At 68.2% G+C, this 15,658-nt stretch carries 15 protein-coding genes; 8 read left to right on the forward strand and 7 right to left on the reverse strand.

Going from position 1 to position 15,658, the window contains the following annotated elements:
* Positions 1-469: 469 nt before the first annotated feature.
* The 4 genes from AC2S9W_RS02365 (at position 470) to ribA (ending at position 5,935) form a co-directional block, all read left to right on the forward strand.
* The gene (locus tag AC2S9W_RS02365; protein ID WP_067113321.1) at positions 470-2,782 is read left to right on the forward strand and encodes an FtsK/SpoIIIE family DNA translocase; all 2,313 of its coding nucleotides are present in this window, start codon (positions 470-472) and stop codon (positions 2,780-2,782) included.
* A gap of 246 nt (positions 2,783-3,028) precedes the next feature.
* Positions 3,029-3,685: a LolA family protein gene (locus tag AC2S9W_RS02370; RefSeq protein WP_067186326.1), complete on the forward strand. Its 657-nt coding sequence runs from the start codon at positions 3,029-3,031 to the stop codon at positions 3,683-3,685.
* Between the two features lie 403 nt (positions 3,686-4,088).
* Positions 4,089-4,874 carry an exodeoxyribonuclease III gene (locus AC2S9W_RS02375; protein ID WP_212598265.1) on the forward strand — a complete coding sequence of 262 codons (786 nt, stop codon included), beginning with the start codon at positions 4,089-4,091 and terminating at the stop codon, positions 4,872-4,874.
* Positions 4,871-5,935: a GTP cyclohydrolase II gene (gene ribA, locus AC2S9W_RS02380; RefSeq protein WP_486571572.1), complete on the forward strand. Its 1,065-nt coding sequence runs from the start codon at positions 4,871-4,873 to the stop codon at positions 5,933-5,935. The genes AC2S9W_RS02375 and ribA overlap by 4 nt, the downstream gene beginning before the upstream one ends.
* Positions 5,936-6,120: 185 nt before the next feature.
* Here ribA and AC2S9W_RS02385 read toward each other — a convergent pair whose 3' ends face one another.
* Genes AC2S9W_RS02385 through AC2S9W_RS02395 form a run of 3 tightly spaced genes read right to left on the reverse strand, consistent with a single transcriptional unit; the run spans position 6,121 to position 8,615 of the window.
* Positions 6,121-6,927 carry a LytR/AlgR family response regulator transcription factor gene (locus AC2S9W_RS02385; RefSeq protein ID WP_067111386.1) on the reverse strand — a complete coding sequence of 269 codons (807 nt, stop codon included), beginning with the start codon at positions 6,925-6,927 and terminating at the stop codon, positions 6,121-6,123.
* Entirely contained in the window at positions 6,924-8,048 is a 1,125-nt protein-coding gene (locus AC2S9W_RS02390; protein ID WP_424539566.1) for a sensor histidine kinase, read from the reverse strand. The genes AC2S9W_RS02385 and AC2S9W_RS02390 overlap by 4 nt, the downstream gene beginning before the upstream one ends.
* Positions 8,049-8,093: 45 nt before the next feature.
* Positions 8,094-8,615, reverse strand: a complete 522-nt coding sequence (locus AC2S9W_RS02395; protein ID WP_067111391.1) for a winged helix-turn-helix transcriptional regulator — start codon at positions 8,613-8,615, stop codon at positions 8,094-8,096.
* Positions 8,616-8,771: 156 nt separating this feature from the next.
* Between AC2S9W_RS02395 and AC2S9W_RS02400 the strand changes: the two genes are divergently transcribed.
* Positions 8,772-10,865 carry a RelA/SpoT family protein gene (locus tag AC2S9W_RS02400; RefSeq protein ID WP_067111393.1) on the forward strand — a complete coding sequence of 698 codons (2,094 nt, stop codon included), beginning with the start codon at positions 8,772-8,774 and terminating at the stop codon, positions 10,863-10,865.
* 273 nt (positions 10,866-11,138) lie between these two features.
* On the opposite strand, the gene AC2S9W_RS02405 is transcribed toward AC2S9W_RS02400, so the two are convergent.
* The 4 genes from AC2S9W_RS02405 to AC2S9W_RS02420 form a co-directional block, all read right to left on the reverse strand.
* Entirely contained in the window at positions 11,139-11,594 is a 456-nt protein-coding gene (locus tag AC2S9W_RS02405; protein WP_082797171.1) for a Dps family protein, read from the reverse strand.
* A gap of 117 nt (positions 11,595-11,711) precedes the next feature.
* Positions 11,712-12,275 carry a hypothetical protein gene (locus tag AC2S9W_RS02410; RefSeq protein WP_486571573.1) on the reverse strand — a complete coding sequence of 188 codons (564 nt, stop codon included), beginning with the start codon at positions 12,273-12,275 and terminating at the stop codon, positions 11,712-11,714.
* Positions 12,276-12,307: 32 nt separating this feature from the next.
* Entirely contained in the window at positions 12,308-12,637 is a 330-nt protein-coding gene (locus AC2S9W_RS02415; RefSeq protein WP_067186337.1) for a hypothetical protein, read from the reverse strand.
* Positions 12,638-12,716: 79 nt separating this feature from the next.
* The gene (locus AC2S9W_RS02420; RefSeq protein ID WP_067111400.1) at positions 12,717-13,361 is read right to left on the reverse strand and encodes a GGDEF domain-containing protein; all 645 of its coding nucleotides are present in this window, start codon (positions 13,359-13,361) and stop codon (positions 12,717-12,719) included.
* A gap of 180 nt (positions 13,362-13,541) precedes the next feature.
* Between AC2S9W_RS02420 and purE the strand changes: the two genes are divergently transcribed.
* From purE to AC2S9W_RS02435, 3 genes are read left to right on the forward strand one after another with little or no spacing between them, the layout of a single operon-like run.
* Positions 13,542-14,051, forward strand: a complete 510-nt coding sequence (gene purE, locus AC2S9W_RS02425) for a 5-(carboxyamino)imidazole ribonucleotide mutase (RefSeq protein WP_486572054.1) — start codon at positions 13,542-13,544, stop codon at positions 14,049-14,051.
* A gap of 6 nt (positions 14,052-14,057) precedes the next feature.
* Entirely contained in the window at positions 14,058-15,155 is a 1,098-nt protein-coding gene (locus tag AC2S9W_RS02430) for a 5-(carboxyamino)imidazole ribonucleotide synthase (RefSeq protein WP_486571574.1), read from the forward strand.
* A complete protein-coding gene (locus AC2S9W_RS02435) occupies positions 15,152-15,646 on the forward strand; it encodes a dihydrofolate reductase (protein ID WP_486571575.1) in 495 nt (164 codons plus the stop codon). The genes AC2S9W_RS02430 and AC2S9W_RS02435 overlap by 4 nt, the downstream gene beginning before the upstream one ends.
* Positions 15,647-15,658 lie beyond the last annotated feature (12 nt).

Genomic DNA, 15,658 nt, shown 5'->3' on the forward strand with positions numbered 1-15,658 from the left:
ATCTTTCGTCACCCGGAACTTGTCTGGCAATCATTCCTTTTCGACAAGTCACTGTTCCCCGGCGAAAGCCGGGGTCCATGCGGGGCGGCGCCATGCCATCTGGACCCCGGCTTTCGCCGGGGAACGGCTCCTTACTTGCCTGAAGGACATATGTGCCAACTCGTTTCAGGGAGGTGAAGGACAAGTCCCCACCCCAAAGCAGCCGGTTCGAAGATCGCGGGATTTGTCCATCCAGAGCCCGCAGATATCCGCCGCGCGCCCGGCGACAGTCCCCGATTCCGCGCCACGCCGCACCGCGCGCCGATTTTTCGCTGTCCTGCATGATCCGCGCGGCATAGCGTTCCCGATGCGGTCCGCCATTCGCTCGATCCGTGCCGCGACCCCGCGCACCTCGCCGTGGGCTGCTTGACGGCGAGTCCGGCGCATGCGCATATCGCCGGAATTCACTCTGATGGGGACCGAAACCAGCATGGCCAGCCGCAAGCCCGTCGCCGCAAAGGCCGATTGGCGCACCCTTTTCAAGCAGAGCATCGCGCGATCGCTGGTGATCGCCGCCGCCGCGGCGCTCGCGCTGTTCACCCTGTTCCTCGCGCTCGCCCTCCTCACCTACGACAGCACCGATGCGGCGCTCAACACCGCCGCGGGTGGCCACGCCGCCAACTGGATGGGCAGCACCGGCGCCTGGTTCGCCGACCTCGGCCTGTCGGTCGGCGGCGCGCCGATCGCGCTGCTCGTCCCGCTGTTCGGGCTGATCGCGTGGCGGCTGTGGATCGGCGAGCCGCAGCCCTATTGGCCGCGCCAGCTCGCCTATGGCTTCGCGGGCGTGCTGCTCGTCGGGCTGGGGATCGAGCTGTGGGCGCCCGCTTCGGGCGCGGCGCTTCCCGCCGGCTGGGGCGGGCTGCTCGCACTGATCGTCGGCGGCGCCGTCGCGCCGCTGTTCGATCAGGCGGGCGAGCCGGCGGCGGCGCTGATCCGCTTCGGCACCATCCTGCTGCTCGTCCTGCTCGGCCTGTGGCTCGCGTGGCGTGCGCTGCGGCTCGAAAAGGGTTGGCACCAGCGCTTCCGCCTGCCCGCGCCTGAGGGCGCCCGCGTCCTCGAACCTGCGCGGCTGAAGGAGCCCGAGGCGAAGGCACCGAACCTCGTCGAGCGCGTCATCCGCCCGCGTCCGCGCGCCGAACCGAGCGACCGCGCGCCGCCCGAGATCGCCGATCCCGCGCAGCGCTCGGCGCCGTCGAAGCCCAAGCCCAAGCCGCAGACCGAGCTGTTCACCCATTACCAGCTCCCCTCGCTCGACCTGCTCGCCCCGGCGCCCGAAGGCCCGACCGGCCAGGTCGACAAGGCGGGGCTCGAACGCAATGCGCGCCTGCTCGAATCGGTGCTCGAGGATTTTCAGGTCAAGGGCGTGATCACCGCGGTCCGCCCCGGCCCCGTCGTCACCATGTACGAGCTGGAGCCGGCGCCGGGCACCAAGGCGAGCCGCGTGTCGAACCTTGCCGACGACATCGCGCGCAACATGTCGGCGCTGTCGGCGCGCATCGCGCCGATCCCCGGGCGAACCGTGATCGGCATCGAACTGCCCAACGCGCACCGCGAATCGGTCGTGCTGTCGGAGATGATCGGCAGCGCGCTGTTTCAGGAGCAGACGGGATCGCTGCCGATCATCCTCGGCAAGAACATCAGCGGCGACCCGGTGATCGCCGACCTCGCGCCGATGCCGCACCTGCTGATCGCCGGCACCACCGGCTCGGGCAAGTCGGTCGGGCTGAACGCGATGATCCTGTCGCTGCTCTATCGGCTCGGCCCCGATCAGGTGAAGCTGATCATGATCGACCCGAAGATGCTGGAACTCAGCGTCTATGACGGCATCCCGCACCTGCTCGCGCCCGTCGTCACCGAGCCCAAGAAGGCGATCCGCGCGCTCAAATGGGCGGTCGAGCAGATGGAGGACCGCTATCGGATGATGTCGTCGCTGTCGGTCCGCAACCTCGCGGGCTACAACGACAAGGTCCGCGCCGCGCTCGCCAAGGGCAAGTCGCTCGGGCGCCGCGTCCAGACCGGCTACGATCCCGACACCGGCCAGCCGGTCTATGAGGAGGAGACGCTCGACTATCAGCCGCTGCCGCAGATCGTCGTGGTGGTGGACGAACTCGCCGACCTGATGATGACCGCGGGCAAGGAGGTCGAGTTCCTGATCCAGCGCCTCGCGCAAAAGGCGCGCGCGGCGGGCATCCACCTGATCCTCGCGACGCAGCGTCCGTCGGTCGACGTCATCACCGGCGTCATCAAGGCGAACCTGCCGACGCGCATCAGCTTCAACGTCACCTCGAAGATCGACAGCCGCACCATCCTGGGCGAGGGCGGCGCCGAGCAATTGCTTGGCAAGGGCGACATGCTCTACGTCCCCGGCGGCAAGCAGATCACCCGCATCCACGGCCCCTTCGTCTCCGACGACGAGGTGCGCGCGGTCGCCGATCACTGGCGCGGCCAGGGTGCGCCCGACTATGTCGAGAGCGTCACCGAGGAGCCCGAGGACGGCGGCTTCGCGATGGAGGGCGCCCCGGCGGGCGGCGACAGCGCCGAGGACCGCATGTATGCGAAGGCGTGCCAGATCGTCGCCGAGAGCCAGAAGGCCTCGACGAGCTGGCTGCAACGGCAATTGCGCATCGGCTACAACAGCGCGGCGCGGCTGATCGAGCGGATGGAGGAGGAAGGGCTGGTGAGCCCGCCCAACCATGTCGGGCGGCGCGACGTGCTGACCGATCAATATGGCCAGCCGCGATAGCGGAACACGGAACCGAAGCGCCCGCCCGCGATTTGAACGAATACCCCCGCGTCATTGCGAGGAGCCGCAGGCGACGAAGCAATCTCCAGCGATCGGCAAGGCCGGACGACGGCAGGAGATTGCTTCGTCGCTACGCTCCTCGCAATGACGGCTGGAAGGCTGGACGCGGGGTTCAGGGCCGGTTCAAGGCCTTGCGTCCAGATAACGACCCGATTCACAGACCGATTCCACAATGACGAGAGCCCGATGACCGAACAGACCTTCCGCCGCCGCCTGACCCGCCTTGCCGCCTGGACGCTCGCGCCCGCGGCGGTCGTCGGCCTTGCCGCCGGCGCCCCGGCGATTGCGCAGGCGTCGAGCACGCTGGCGGCGGTGCAGGCGCACCTCAAGTCGACCAGCTCGATGACCGCCGATTTCGTGCAGACCGACCGCAACGGCCAGCGGCTGTCCGGCGCGCTGACCCTCAAGCGCCCCGGCAAGATCCGCTTCCAGTATCAGAAGGGCGTGCCGATGCTGATCGTCGGCGACGGCAGCGCGCTGACGATGATCGATTACGAGGTGAAGCAGGTACAGCGCTGGCCGGTGAAGAATTCGCCGCTCGGCGCGCTGCTCGACCCCGACCGCGACCTGTCGAAGTATGCGAAGGTGCTGCCGACCGACAGCAGCGACGTGCTGAGCGTCGAGGTCCACGATCCGAAGCGCCCCGAATATGGCACGATCACGATGGTGTTCATCCGTGACGCGGCGGCGCCGGCGGGGCTGCGCCTGCGCGGCTGGGTCGCGCTCGATTCGCAGAACAACCGCACGCGCATCGACCTCAGCAACCAGAAGTTCAACGTCGCGGTGGCCGATTCGGCTTTCCGCTGGACCGACCCGCGCCCGAAGAAGCGCGGCGGCCGCTGACGCGCACTCTTTCCGGTCCATCCCGCCCCTATCTGCCCATCGTCGCGCGGCGCCAGCCCGCTTTCCCCACGGGAAGGCGGGCCGATGTTCGACGAGCGGCGTTCTGGCGCCGACGAACGGAAGGCACAGGCTGGCAGGGCGCCGTTTCGTTCAGCTTGGCGACAGGGAAAAGCGGCTATTCCAACCCTCGAAGGCGCCAACACGGCTCCCGGTTTTGGGTTTCCCCCTGTTGCCCCATCCGGATGGCCCGGCACCTTCTTTCAAGAGCGTGACGAACGCTGACCTTGAGCCCCCGTCCCACCGCCCCTGGGACGGGGGTTTATGTTTTTCCGGGCCATGGCTCTCGCTCTTCTTCGGGCTGCCCGGCATTGCGAACCGCATCCGCCCCCGATAGAGCCGCCGCATGACAAGCATCGCCTCCTGGAACATCAACAGCGTCCGCGCCCGCATCGGCATCGTCGAGAAGCTGCTGCACGAAGAGGCGCCCGATGTCCTCTGCCTTCAGGAAACCAAGGTCGAATGCGGCCTCTTCCCCGCCGACATGTTCCGCCGGCTCGGCTACACCCACATCGTCACCAACGGCCAGCGCATGCACCACGGCGTCGCGATCGTCAGCCGCCTGCCGCTGACCGACGTGCGCAAATATGACTGGCAGGCGAATGGCGAGGCGCGCCACGTCGGCGTGACGCTGCCGTCGGGCGTGCGGGTCGACAATGTCTACATTCCCGCGGGCGGCGACATTCCCGACCGGACGCTCAACCCCAAGTTCGGGCAAAAACTCGACTTCTTCGGCCGCATGACCGACTGGGCGGCCACGCTCGACCAGCCGACCGTGCTCACCGGCGATTTCAACGTCGCGCCGCTCGAAAGCGACGTGTGGAACCACAAGGCGCTGCTCGACGTGGTCAGCCACACCCCGATCGAGGTCGAGACGCTGGCGCGGCTGCAGGCGGCGTCGGATTGGGTCGATCTCGGCCGCCGCTTCATCGCCGCACCGACCCCGCTCTACACCTGGTGGAGCTACCGCGCGAAGGACTGGGCGGCGTCGAACCGCGGCCGCCGGCTCGACCATATGTGGGTGACGCCCGACCTCGGCGACCGTGCGCAGGCGCACCGCGTCGTCCAGCCGGCGCGAAGCTGGGAGCGGCCGTCGGACCATATTCCGCTGATCACGGAGTTCGCCTTTTGAGCGACGCCGCCGCCGCGGGCGCGCGCCGCGCCGCGCGCGCGATCGACGCGCTGCGCCGCGGCTGGCCGCTGCGCGTCGGCGCCGCCGACGGGGCGCTCGACCTGCTCGCGGTCGAAAGCGCTTCCGATGCGGCGCTCGCCGAATTCGGCGGTGCCGACATGCTGCTGTCGGGCGAGCGCGCGGTGACGCTCAAGCTCACCAACCAGCGCGCGGCCGCGACGCCGGGGCCGGTGCGGCTCGCCGGCGCGGGCAACAGCGTCGCCGCCGCGCTCGCCGTCGCCGATCCCGCGCTCGACCTCGCGCACCCGCTCAAGGGGCCGTTCCGCACCGTCGCCACCGGCGGCGAAGCGGCCGCCGCCGCGGCGATGACGATGGCACGCCACGCGGGCCTGCTTCCCGCCTTCTTCGTGCGTCCGGCCGCCGGCGGCGTCGAGGCCGAATGCACCGACGGCGACGTCGCCGCGCTGCTCGACCCCGCGCGTCTCGCGATCGCGGCGCGCGCGCGCCTGCCCGTCGCGGCGAGCGAGACCGCCGAGATCGTCGCCTTCCGCAGCCCGGAGGAGGCGTCGGACCATGTCGCGCTCGTCATCGGCAAGCGCGACGCCAACCCGCCGGTCGTCCGCCTGCACAGCGAATGCCTGACCGGCGACGTGCTCGGCAGCCTCAAATGCGATTGCGGGCCGCAGCTTCACGCCGCACTCCACGCGATGGCCGACGCCCCGTGGGGGGTGCTGCTCTACCTCAGGCAGGAAGGGCGCGGCATCGGCCTCGTCAACAAGCTGCGCGCCTATGCGTTGCAGGATCAGGGCTACGACACGGTCGACGCCAACCTGCGGCTCGGCTTCCCGGTCGAGGCGCGCGACTTCGCGATCGCCGGACGGATGCTCGACCTGTTGGGAATCGCGCGCATCCGGCTGATGACCAACAACCCCGAAAAGGTCGCGCGGCTGGAGAAGGAAGGCGTCGAGGTGGTCGAACGCATCCCGCTCGCGCTGCCGACCAATCCGCACAACGAACACTATCTCGCGACCAAGCGCGACCGGACGGGGCATCAGCTTTAACGCGGCCCCTCGTGCGGCCCCTCGTGCCACATGGGTCGCGCGAAGACACGAAGGGATTTCCCTCGCCCCGTTTGTGCTGAGCTTGTCGAAGCACCGTCCTTCTTGCGGCGCCCAAAAGAAAGAACGGCCCTTCGACAAGCTCAGGGCGATCGGTGTCCAGTCTTTGTGTCTTCGTGCGAGCCGATTCAGTGCACGAACCGCGCCACGACGTCGCGATAGCTGCGGCTGACCTTCACCTGCGCGCCCGACCCCAGGATCAGGAAGCATTCGCCGTTGGTGTGCGGCCTGACCTGCTTGACCTGGCTGAGATTGACGATCGTCGAGCGATGCACGCGCTGGAAATTGCGCGGGTCGAGCCGCTTTTCCAGATCCTTCATCGTCTCGCGCAGGATCAGGCTGTTGTCGGCGGTATAGATGCACATGTAATCGCCCGCGGCGTCGATCCGCTCGATGCTGTCGACGTCGACGCGGAAGATCTGGCCGCGGTCCTTGATGTTGATCATCTTTTCATAGCGGTCGGCGGCGGGCGCCTCGGCCGCCGTCTCGCCCTCGAATTCCTCCACCGCTTCGGGCGCGACCTCGGCGAGCACGGTCTTCAGCCGTTCGACCTCGGCGGCGCCGCGCTTTTCGGTCAGCCGCTGACGGACGCGGTCGAGCGCGTCGGCGAGCCGTTCGGGTTCGACCGGCTTGACCAGATAGTCGACCGCCTGCGCCTCGAAGGCGCGGATCGCATGGTCCGAATAGGCGGTGACGAACACCACCAGCGGCGGTTCGACCTCCATCAGCCCCTGGATCACCGAAAAGCCGTCGAACCCCGGCATCTGGATGTCGAGGAAGACGAGGTCGGGCTTGTGGGTCTTGATCTTTCGGATGGCCTCGCGGCCGTTCAGGGCGGTGTCGACAACCTCGACATCCGGGTGCGCTTCGAGCCTGAGCTGCAGGCCCTGGGTCGCCAGTTTTTCATCATCCACCAGGATGGTTCTGATCGTCATGTCGCTTCGGTTCCAATCCTTGCCTGTCCGTCGGGCTGAAACGGAAACTCGATCGTCACCGTGAAACCGCCGTCATCGCCCGACTGCGCATCGAACCTGTGCTGGTCGCCGAACGCCTGGGCCAGCCGGTCCCTGATGTTCGCTAAACCCACGCCCGTCGATTCCGTTGCAATGCCCGTCGTGGGGTCCGCGCCGTCGGCTGACAATCCCGCGCCGGTGTCGGACACGGTAATCCGAACCTTTTGACCGGCAAGCTGTGCGGAAATGGTGATATCGGCGCCCTCTTCCTGCGGCGTCACCGCATATTTGATCGCATTCTCGATCAGCGGCTGGAGCAGCAGCGAGGGCAATCGCGCCCGCGCGACGCCGGGATCGATGTGGAAATGCGGGCGCAGCCGTTCCTCGAAGCGCATCTTCTCGATATCGAGATAGAGCTTCAGCGTCTCGATCTCCTGCGCCAGCGTCACCTGCGCCGTCGGTTCGTTGGCGAGCGTGTAGCGCAGGAAGGCCGACAGGCGCGACAGCATCGCATTCGCCGGTTCGGACTGCTTGAGCAGCACCAGCGTCGAAATGCTGTTCAGCGTGTTGAACAGGAAATGCGGATTGAGCTGATAGCGCAGCATCGCGAGCTGCGCCGACGCCGCCTGCGCCTCCAGCCGCAGCACGCGGTCGCTCTGTTCCTCGAGCTGGAGGAAATAGTTGATCGCGAAATAAAGCGCCGACCAGGCGGCCAGCGTCGTCGCGTCGATATAGATGGCGACCAGCAGCAGGCCGGTGAAGCTCGTGTCGCTGTCGGGTTTCAGTATCTGGAGGAACCAGGCGTCGATGAAAGCCCAGATCGCGGTCGCGATCGCCAGCACCCCGAAGCACGCCCCCCACATCAGGATGGTGCGGCGGTTGATCAGCGCGCGATAGCAGACCGACAGCAGCAGCGTCAGCGAAAAGCCCGTGACCGCCGAAACGACGACGAGGACGAGGAAATCGAAGGTCTGCCCGCCCGCGAACCCCGACATCGCGCGCAGCCCGAACCAGGCGAGCCAGCCCAGGATCTGGAGGTTCCAGAAGGCGCGAATCTTGTTGCCGAAAAAGGGCCCCGGCGAGGTCAGTCCGAACAGCGGCATGAGAGAGGCGGAGTCCGGACGATCAGCGGGCGGCGCGTGCGCGGCTCATTCGGCCGCGACCGGATCGACGCGCGCGTCGGCCCGCACCCGCGCCTGGCCGAGCGGCTGCAGTTCGGACCGATGCTTCCACAACAGCTCCTTGTACCCCAGCGGCCTGCCGTCGTGCGCGGTGATCGTCACCGGGCCGATCGGCTGTTCGTCGCGCACGTCGACGAGCACCGGGGTCGAAGGCACGCCCGCGCCCCATTTCTCGCCCCATTGCCGCAGCGCGATCATCGCGGGCAGCAGCTCCAGCCCCTTTTCGGTAAGCTCGTAGCGGACCTTGCGGCGATCCTCGGCCATCACCTCGCGCGCCATGATGCCATGGTCGACCAGCCGCGACAGCCGGTTCGACAATATGTTGCGCGCGATGTTCAGCTCGTGCTGGAATTCCTCGAAATGATGCACGCCGTTGAAGGCGGCGCGCAGGATCATGAACGACCATCTCTCGCCCATCGCTTCGAGCGCCAGCGGCAACGCGCACTGCCCCCCGACCAGATCGTTCAACGGTTCGCGCAGCTTTTCCATGGACCCAGCACTTTTTCCCATGACTCGGCACTAACGCATTATCCGTGCCAACGCCAAAAGTTTATGGCGCGCGCCGCCGCCCGGCCGATACCCCGTTCGAACGCCGCGACGCATTTTCGCATTGCAATTGACGGCGCTTGCACGACATTGACGGCAATGCTCAGGCAATATGAACTTGTCGAACGCGTGCGCGCCTACGATCCCGACGTCGACGAGGCGCTGCTCAACCGCGCCTATGTCTTCACCGTCCAGAAGCACGGCAGTCAGAAGCGCGCGTCGGGCGACCCCTATTTCAGCCATCCGGTCGAGGTCGCGGGCATATTGACCGACCTGCATCTCGACAGCGAGACGATCGTCACCGCGCTGCTCCACGACACGCTCGAAGACACGCTGACCACCCCCGAAGAGATCGAGCGGCTGTTCGGTCCCGACGTGACGCGCCTGGTCGACGGCGTCACCAAGCTCAGCAAGATCGAGGCGCAGACCGAGAATGAGCGCGCGGCCGAGAATCTGCGCAAGTTCCTGCTCGCCATGTCGGACGACATCCGCGTGCTGCTGGTCAAGCTGGCCGACCGGCTGCACAACATGCGCACGCTGCATTTCATCCAGAAGCCCGAAAAGCGCCGCCGCATCGCCCGGGAGACGATGGACATCTATGCCCCGCTCGCCGAGCGGATCGGCATGTACGAGTATATGCGCGAGATGCAGCTGCTCGCCTTCCGCGAGCTGGAGCCGGAGGCCTATGCGACGATCACCGGCCGCCTCGCCAAGCTGACCGCCGGCGGCAAGGACAAGGTCACCGCGATCAGCCGCGAATTCAAGGACCTGCTGGCAAAGAACGGCATAGAGGCCGACGTGTCGGGGCGCGAGAAGCATCCCTATTCGATCTGGCGCAAGATGCAGGAACGCCACGTCAGCTTCGAACAGGTGACCGACATCATCGCCTTTCGCGTCATCACCCCGACCGACGCCGACTGCTATGCCGCGCTCGGCCTCTTCCACCGCAAGTGGAAAATGGTCCCCGGCCGCTTCAAGGACTATATCTCGACGCCGAAGCGCAACGGCTACAAGTCGCTGCACACGACGATCATGCACCAGCAGAACATGCGGATCGAAATCCAGATCCGCAGCCGCGAAATGCACCAGCAGTCCGAATATGGCCTCGCGGCGCACTGGGCCTACAAGCAGGGCGGCAGCGGCCCCGACGGGCAGGCGGGCTGGATTCGCGACCTGCTCGAAATCCTCGAACAGACGCACGATCCGGACGAGTTCCTCGAGAACACCCGCATCGCCATGTATCAGGACCGCATCTTCGCCTTCACGCCGAAGGGCAGCCTGTTCCAGCTTCCCAAGGGCGCGACGCCGGTCGACTTCGCCTATGCGGTGCACACCGGGCTCGGCGACCGGACGGTGGGGGCCAAGGTCAACGGCCGCCTCGTCCCGCTGCGCACCCAGCTCGTCAACGGCGACACGGTCGAAATCCTGACGTCGGACAAGCAGACGCCGCAGCCCGCGTGGCTGGGCTTCGCCGTCACCGGCAAGGCGCGTGCGGCGATCCGCCGCCATGTGCGGTCGAAAGAGCGCGTCGAGCTCGCGGCGCTGGGGCGCAAGATCTACGAGGAGATCGTCCAGCGCCTGCCCGGCCGCATCGGCGACAAGGCGCGCGCCGCCGCGGTCGAGCGGCTGAAGCTTGACGACGACACCGCGCTCTATGTCGCGATCGGCAAGCGCCAGCTTTCGGACAATGCCGTCATGGAGGCGCTGGTGCCCGGCATCACCGCCGAGATGAAGACCAAGCCCGGCAAGCTGCGGCAGGGCGCCGCCGTGTCGATCGCGGGGCTGACGCCGGGGGTCGCCTACAAGCTCGCCGCCTGCTGCCATCCGGTTCCCGGCGACCGCATCGTCGGCCTCGCGCGGCCCGGCGAGGGGATCGAGGTGCATGTCATCGACTGCCCCAGCCTCGCCGACGGGATCGACGCCGACTGGATCGACCTGCGCTGGCAGGAGAATAGCGAGGGCGGCAACGCGCGGCTGTGCGTCGTCATCATGAACGAGCCGGGGACGCTCGCCGAAATGTCGGGCATTCTCGCCGCCAATTCGGCGAACATCACCAATCTGCGGCTGTCGAACCGCGAGGGCGGTTTCCACACCTATGACGTCGTCGTCGAGGTGCGCGACGTCCACCACGTGATGCGCATCCTGTCGGCGCTGCGCGCCTCGGACACGGTGGTGCAGGCGGAGCGGCTTTAGCAGCGCGATCATGTTGGATGAACCACGCCGTGTCCCCGCGCAGGCGGGGACCCAGAGCGATGTGGCGCCGACCTTGGCTCTTCGAAGCTCCGGGCTCCCGCCTTCGCGGGAGCACGTGGCCTTGCAAGCCAAGACGATCAGACTCTAACGGGGCCGCCCTCAGCCCGAATCGTCATTGCGGGCGAAGCAAAGCAATCTCCAGCCGTCCTCCGGCCCCGCCGGAACCGGAGATCGCCGCGCTCGCACCACGAAGAAGAGGGGCGCCCCCCGGGCTCAATAACCCTCGGTCGCCTTGAGGAACCAGATGCGCTGCTGCGTCTCGTCGGCCCAGCCGTCGACAAGCCCGCTGGTCGCGATGTCGCCTTCGGCCTCGGCCGCGTCCTTGGCTTCGTGGAGCCGTTCGAGCAGCGTCTCATTGTCCTTGGCGAGGGTGCGGACCATCGTGTCGGCGTCGACCCCGGCCTTGTCGTCGTCCTTGATCGACTGGTGCCGCCCGATATCGCCGATCGAACGAAGCGTCGTGGCGCCATTCTTGCGCACCCGCTCCGCGATCAGGTCGGTGGTCGCCAGGATCTGGGCCGCCTGTTCGTCGAACAGCAGGTGCAGGCTGCGGAAATGCGGGCCCTGAACGTGCCAGTGATAATTCTTGGTCTTGAGATAGAGGGCAAAGCTGTCGGCGAGCAGCGCATTGAGCGCATCGGCGATCGCGGGCTGGTTCTTCTGGGGCATATATCGTCCTTTCGTCTGCTTTTCCTTCATATAGCCGAAGCCGGTCAAAAGTTCCCATGGAACCTCTCGGCCGCTGTCATCGAAAAATTCGATGACCGACGGAAAAACGGGCGAAACCTACAAGCCGAAGGCGGTCATCGCCGCGCGCGCGCCCCACAGCAGCAGGATCGCGGCGGCGCCCCATCGGATGACCGATGCGGGGCGATGCGCGGTGAGCCCGGGACCGAAAGCCAGCACGGGCAGCAGCGCCAGCACCCAGCCGATGAAGCCGCCCGCAGCGGCCCAGACGCCCGCGCCGCTCGTCGCCGCGAGCGCGCCGATCAGGACGTGGCTGCGATCGCCGAACTGGACCAGCAACAGCCGCGCCGCCAGCAGCGGCGCCGGCAGTTCCGCCTCGCGCTCCGCCGGAGATGCCGCCGCGCCGCGCCAGACGAGCGCGCCCGCTGCGGTCAGCAGGGCAAGGGCCAGCAGCAGCGCGACGACGCCCTGTCCGATCATGCGGTTGGCGATGCTGCCCGCGACCGCGGCGATCAGCGCGTTGGCGCCGAAGGTTCCGAAAGCGATGGCGACGGTGCGGCGCCGGTCGGCGCGCCGGGCCAGCAGCTCCGACAGGAAACGCCCCGCGCGCCCGTCGGCATTGGCGAGCGCCACCGCGACGAGGGCGAGCATGATGGCATCCATGACAGGCGATGTGCGGCGTCAGCGGCGCGGCGTCAATGCCCGAGCCGGGTCGCCACCGAGGCGAGCCACGCCTCCTGCGCCGCGGCGGGAAGCGGTCCCGGCGGCGCGCCGGCGGCGTCGCTCATCGCGTCGAGATAGGTGCGGATCGCGGCCTGGAAGCCGCCCGCCGCCACCGCCGATTCGAGCCGGCTCGCCAGCGTTTCGACCATCGCGAAACCATGGTCGCGCGCGAGGCGCCGGATATCGTCGACGCCTTCGACGAACTGCGACAGCGCGCAATGCGGCAGCGCGTCGGCGAGCGCGCCGATCTGGCCGGTGATCCGGCGCTGGATGTGATGAACCGGGTCGCTATGGCCGTGCATGACGCATCCCCTCCCCCTCGGGCGGATCATGCGCGCTTTTGGTTAACAGGCGGTTGAGGCCGCCGCTCCGCGAGACGGTTCAGCGGTGTCCCATGGCGCTGCCGAGCGCCAGCTTGCAGCTGTACATGTCGCGGTCAGCGGCGGCCAGTATGTCCGATTCGGTCATCCCGGTCCGCAGCATCGCGACCCCGAAGCAGGCCGACAGGGTGATCGCATGCCCATCGTAGACGGCGGGCGTCGCCGCCAGCACATGCTGCAGCCGTTCGACCTGCGCGCGCGCGCCGGCCTCGCTCGACTGGTCGAGGATCAGCCCGAACTCGTCGCCGCCGATCCGCGCCGCGACGTCGGTCGATCGGATCGATTCCTGCATCCGCTTCGCCACCTCGAGCAGCGCGAAATCGCCTGCGGCGTGGCCGAGACTGTCGTTGATCCGCTTGAGCTGGTTGAGGTCGGCGAAGACGATTGCCGCGCTCTCCGCATGGCGCTCGAAACGGGCGATGCGCTGGTGGATCGCGGTCAGGAAATAGCGGCGGTTGAATAGCGGGGTCAGCGTGTCGCGTTCCGACACGCGTTCGAGCTCGGCGACGGCAATCTTCAATATGCGGTTCTCGCGGCGCAGCGCGTCGCGTTCGCGACGCATGTCGCGGAGCTGATCTTCGATGGAGTCGACGGATATGACGCCGGTCCGGTCGACCGCGATCCGTGCCCCCCCCATGCTGTCCATCCATCGTCCCCGAAGCGAACCCCCGCCCCCGGCCGGGTGCCGGCGAGCTGCGTGGAACGACGATAGCCGCCACTTGATACCAATCGGTAAACGGGGTCCCAAGCCGGCGTTGCTCCCGCCTTCCCGACCCGCTAGGGGGACCGGATGGCGGTGAATCGCCGCGGCAGGGAGATTGGGGTGATGGGCGAAGCGGCGCCGGACACCGGCATCAGCGTCGGCGTGATCATGGGCAGCCAGTCGGACTGGCCGACCATGGCGCATGCCGTGCAGGTCCTCGAGGAACTGGGGATCGCGCACGAGGTGCGGATCGTCTCCGCGCACCGCACCCCCGACCGGCTCGTCGCCTATGCCCGCGAAGCCGCGGATCGCGGGTTGAAGGCAATCATCGCCGGCGCGGGCGGCGCCGCGCACCTGCCCGGCATGATCGCATCGATGACGCGCGTCCCGGTGCTGGGCGTCCCCGTCCAGTCGGCGGCGCTGAACGGCATGGACAGCCTGCTGTCGATCGTCCAGATGCCCGGCGGGGTGCCGGTGGCGACCTTCGCGATCGGCAAGGCGGGCGCGACCAACGCCGGCCTGTTCGCCGCCGCGCTGCTTGCGAACGCCGACGCCGGCCTTGCGCAAAGGCTCGACGCCTGGCGCGCCGCGCAGACCGAGGGCGTCGCCCCGATTCCGGTGCGCGAGGGCTGATCGCGGATGCTGCCGCCCGGATCGACCATCGGCATATTGGGCGGCGGCCAGCTCGGCCGCATGCTCGCCGCCGCCGCCGCCCGGCTCGGCTATCGCACCCATGTCTATGCCCCCGACCGCGAAAGCGTCGCAGCGGAAGTCGCGGCGATGCACACGCGCGCGGCGTGGGACGACGAGCAGCGGCTGGCCGCCTTCGCCGCCGCCTGCGACGTCGTGACCTTCGAGTTCGAGAATGTCCCCGTCGACACGGTGCGCTTCCTGTCGGGACATGTCGCGGTGCGCCCCGGCGCGAAAAGCCTGGAGGTCGCGCAGGACCGGCTCGCCGAAAAGGCGTTCGTCGCCGGCCTCGGCGGCCGCACCGCGCCCTTCGCCGCGGTGCCCGACCGCGCCGCGCTCGACGCCGCGCTCGCGGCGATCGGCGCGCCCGCGATCCTCAAGACGGTGCGCATGGGCTATGACGGCAAGGGCCAGGCGCGGATCGCCTCGCCCGACCCGGCCGATGCCGATGCCGCGTGGCAGGCGATCGGCGCGCGCGCCGCGATCCTCGAAGGCTTCGTCGCCTTCGCGCACGAATTTTCGGTGATCCTGGTGCGCGGCCTCGACGGCGAGACGCGCGTCTGGGACAGCCCGCTCAACGTCCACGAAGCGGGCATCCTGCGCGCCTCGACGCTGCCGCCGCCGCCGATCGTCCTCGACCAGCAGGCGGAGGCGCGCGCGTTGCTGGCGCAGGTCGCCGACGCGCTCGATTATGTCGGGGTGCTCGCCGGCGAATTCTTCGCGACCGACGCCGGGCCGCTGTTCAACGAGATGGCGCCGCGCGTCCACAACAGCGGCCACTGGACGATCGAGGGCGCGGTGGCGAGCCAGTTCGAAAATCATGTCCGCGCCGTCGCCGGCCTGCCGCTCGGCAGCACCGCCGTGCCGCGGCTGCCGGTGACGATGCACAATCTGATCGGCGCCGACATCGACCGCGTCCCCGACCTGCTGGCCGACGGCGCCGCGCACGTCCACCATTATGGCAAGACCGAGGTGCGCCCGGGGCGCAAGCTCGGTCACGTCACGTGGGTCGGCCCGGGGGTCGGTCCGGAGGCCGCGCCCCGATGAAGCGTCCCGACATCACGCTGATCCTCGCCCGCGCCGCCAACGGCGTCATCGGCGCGGACGGAAAGATGCCGTGGCACCTGCCCGCCGACCTGCGCCGCTTCAAGCAGCTCACCATGGGCCGTCCGATGATCATGGGACGCAAGACCTTCGACAGCCTGCCCGCGGTGCTCGACGGACGGCGCCATATCGTCCTCACCCGCGATCCCGACTGGCACGAGGAGGGCGCCGAGCCCGCCGGGTCGGTCGAAGAGGCGCTGCGCCTCGCCAACGCGCCGCAGGCGATGGTGATCGGCGGCGCCGACATCTATCGCCTGTTCCTGCCGCTCGCGACGCGCATCGAACTGACCGAGGTGGCGCTGGAACCCGCGGGCGACGCGACCATCGCCTATCCCGACGCCCGCGAATGGCAGGAAATCGCGCGCGAGGGTCACCCGGGCGAAGCCGGACGGCCGGCCTACAGCTTCGTCACCTTAACCCGCAGGACCGGATAGGGGAGAAGAAGA

Source organism: Sphingopyxis sp. 550B, from assembly GCF_057401805.1.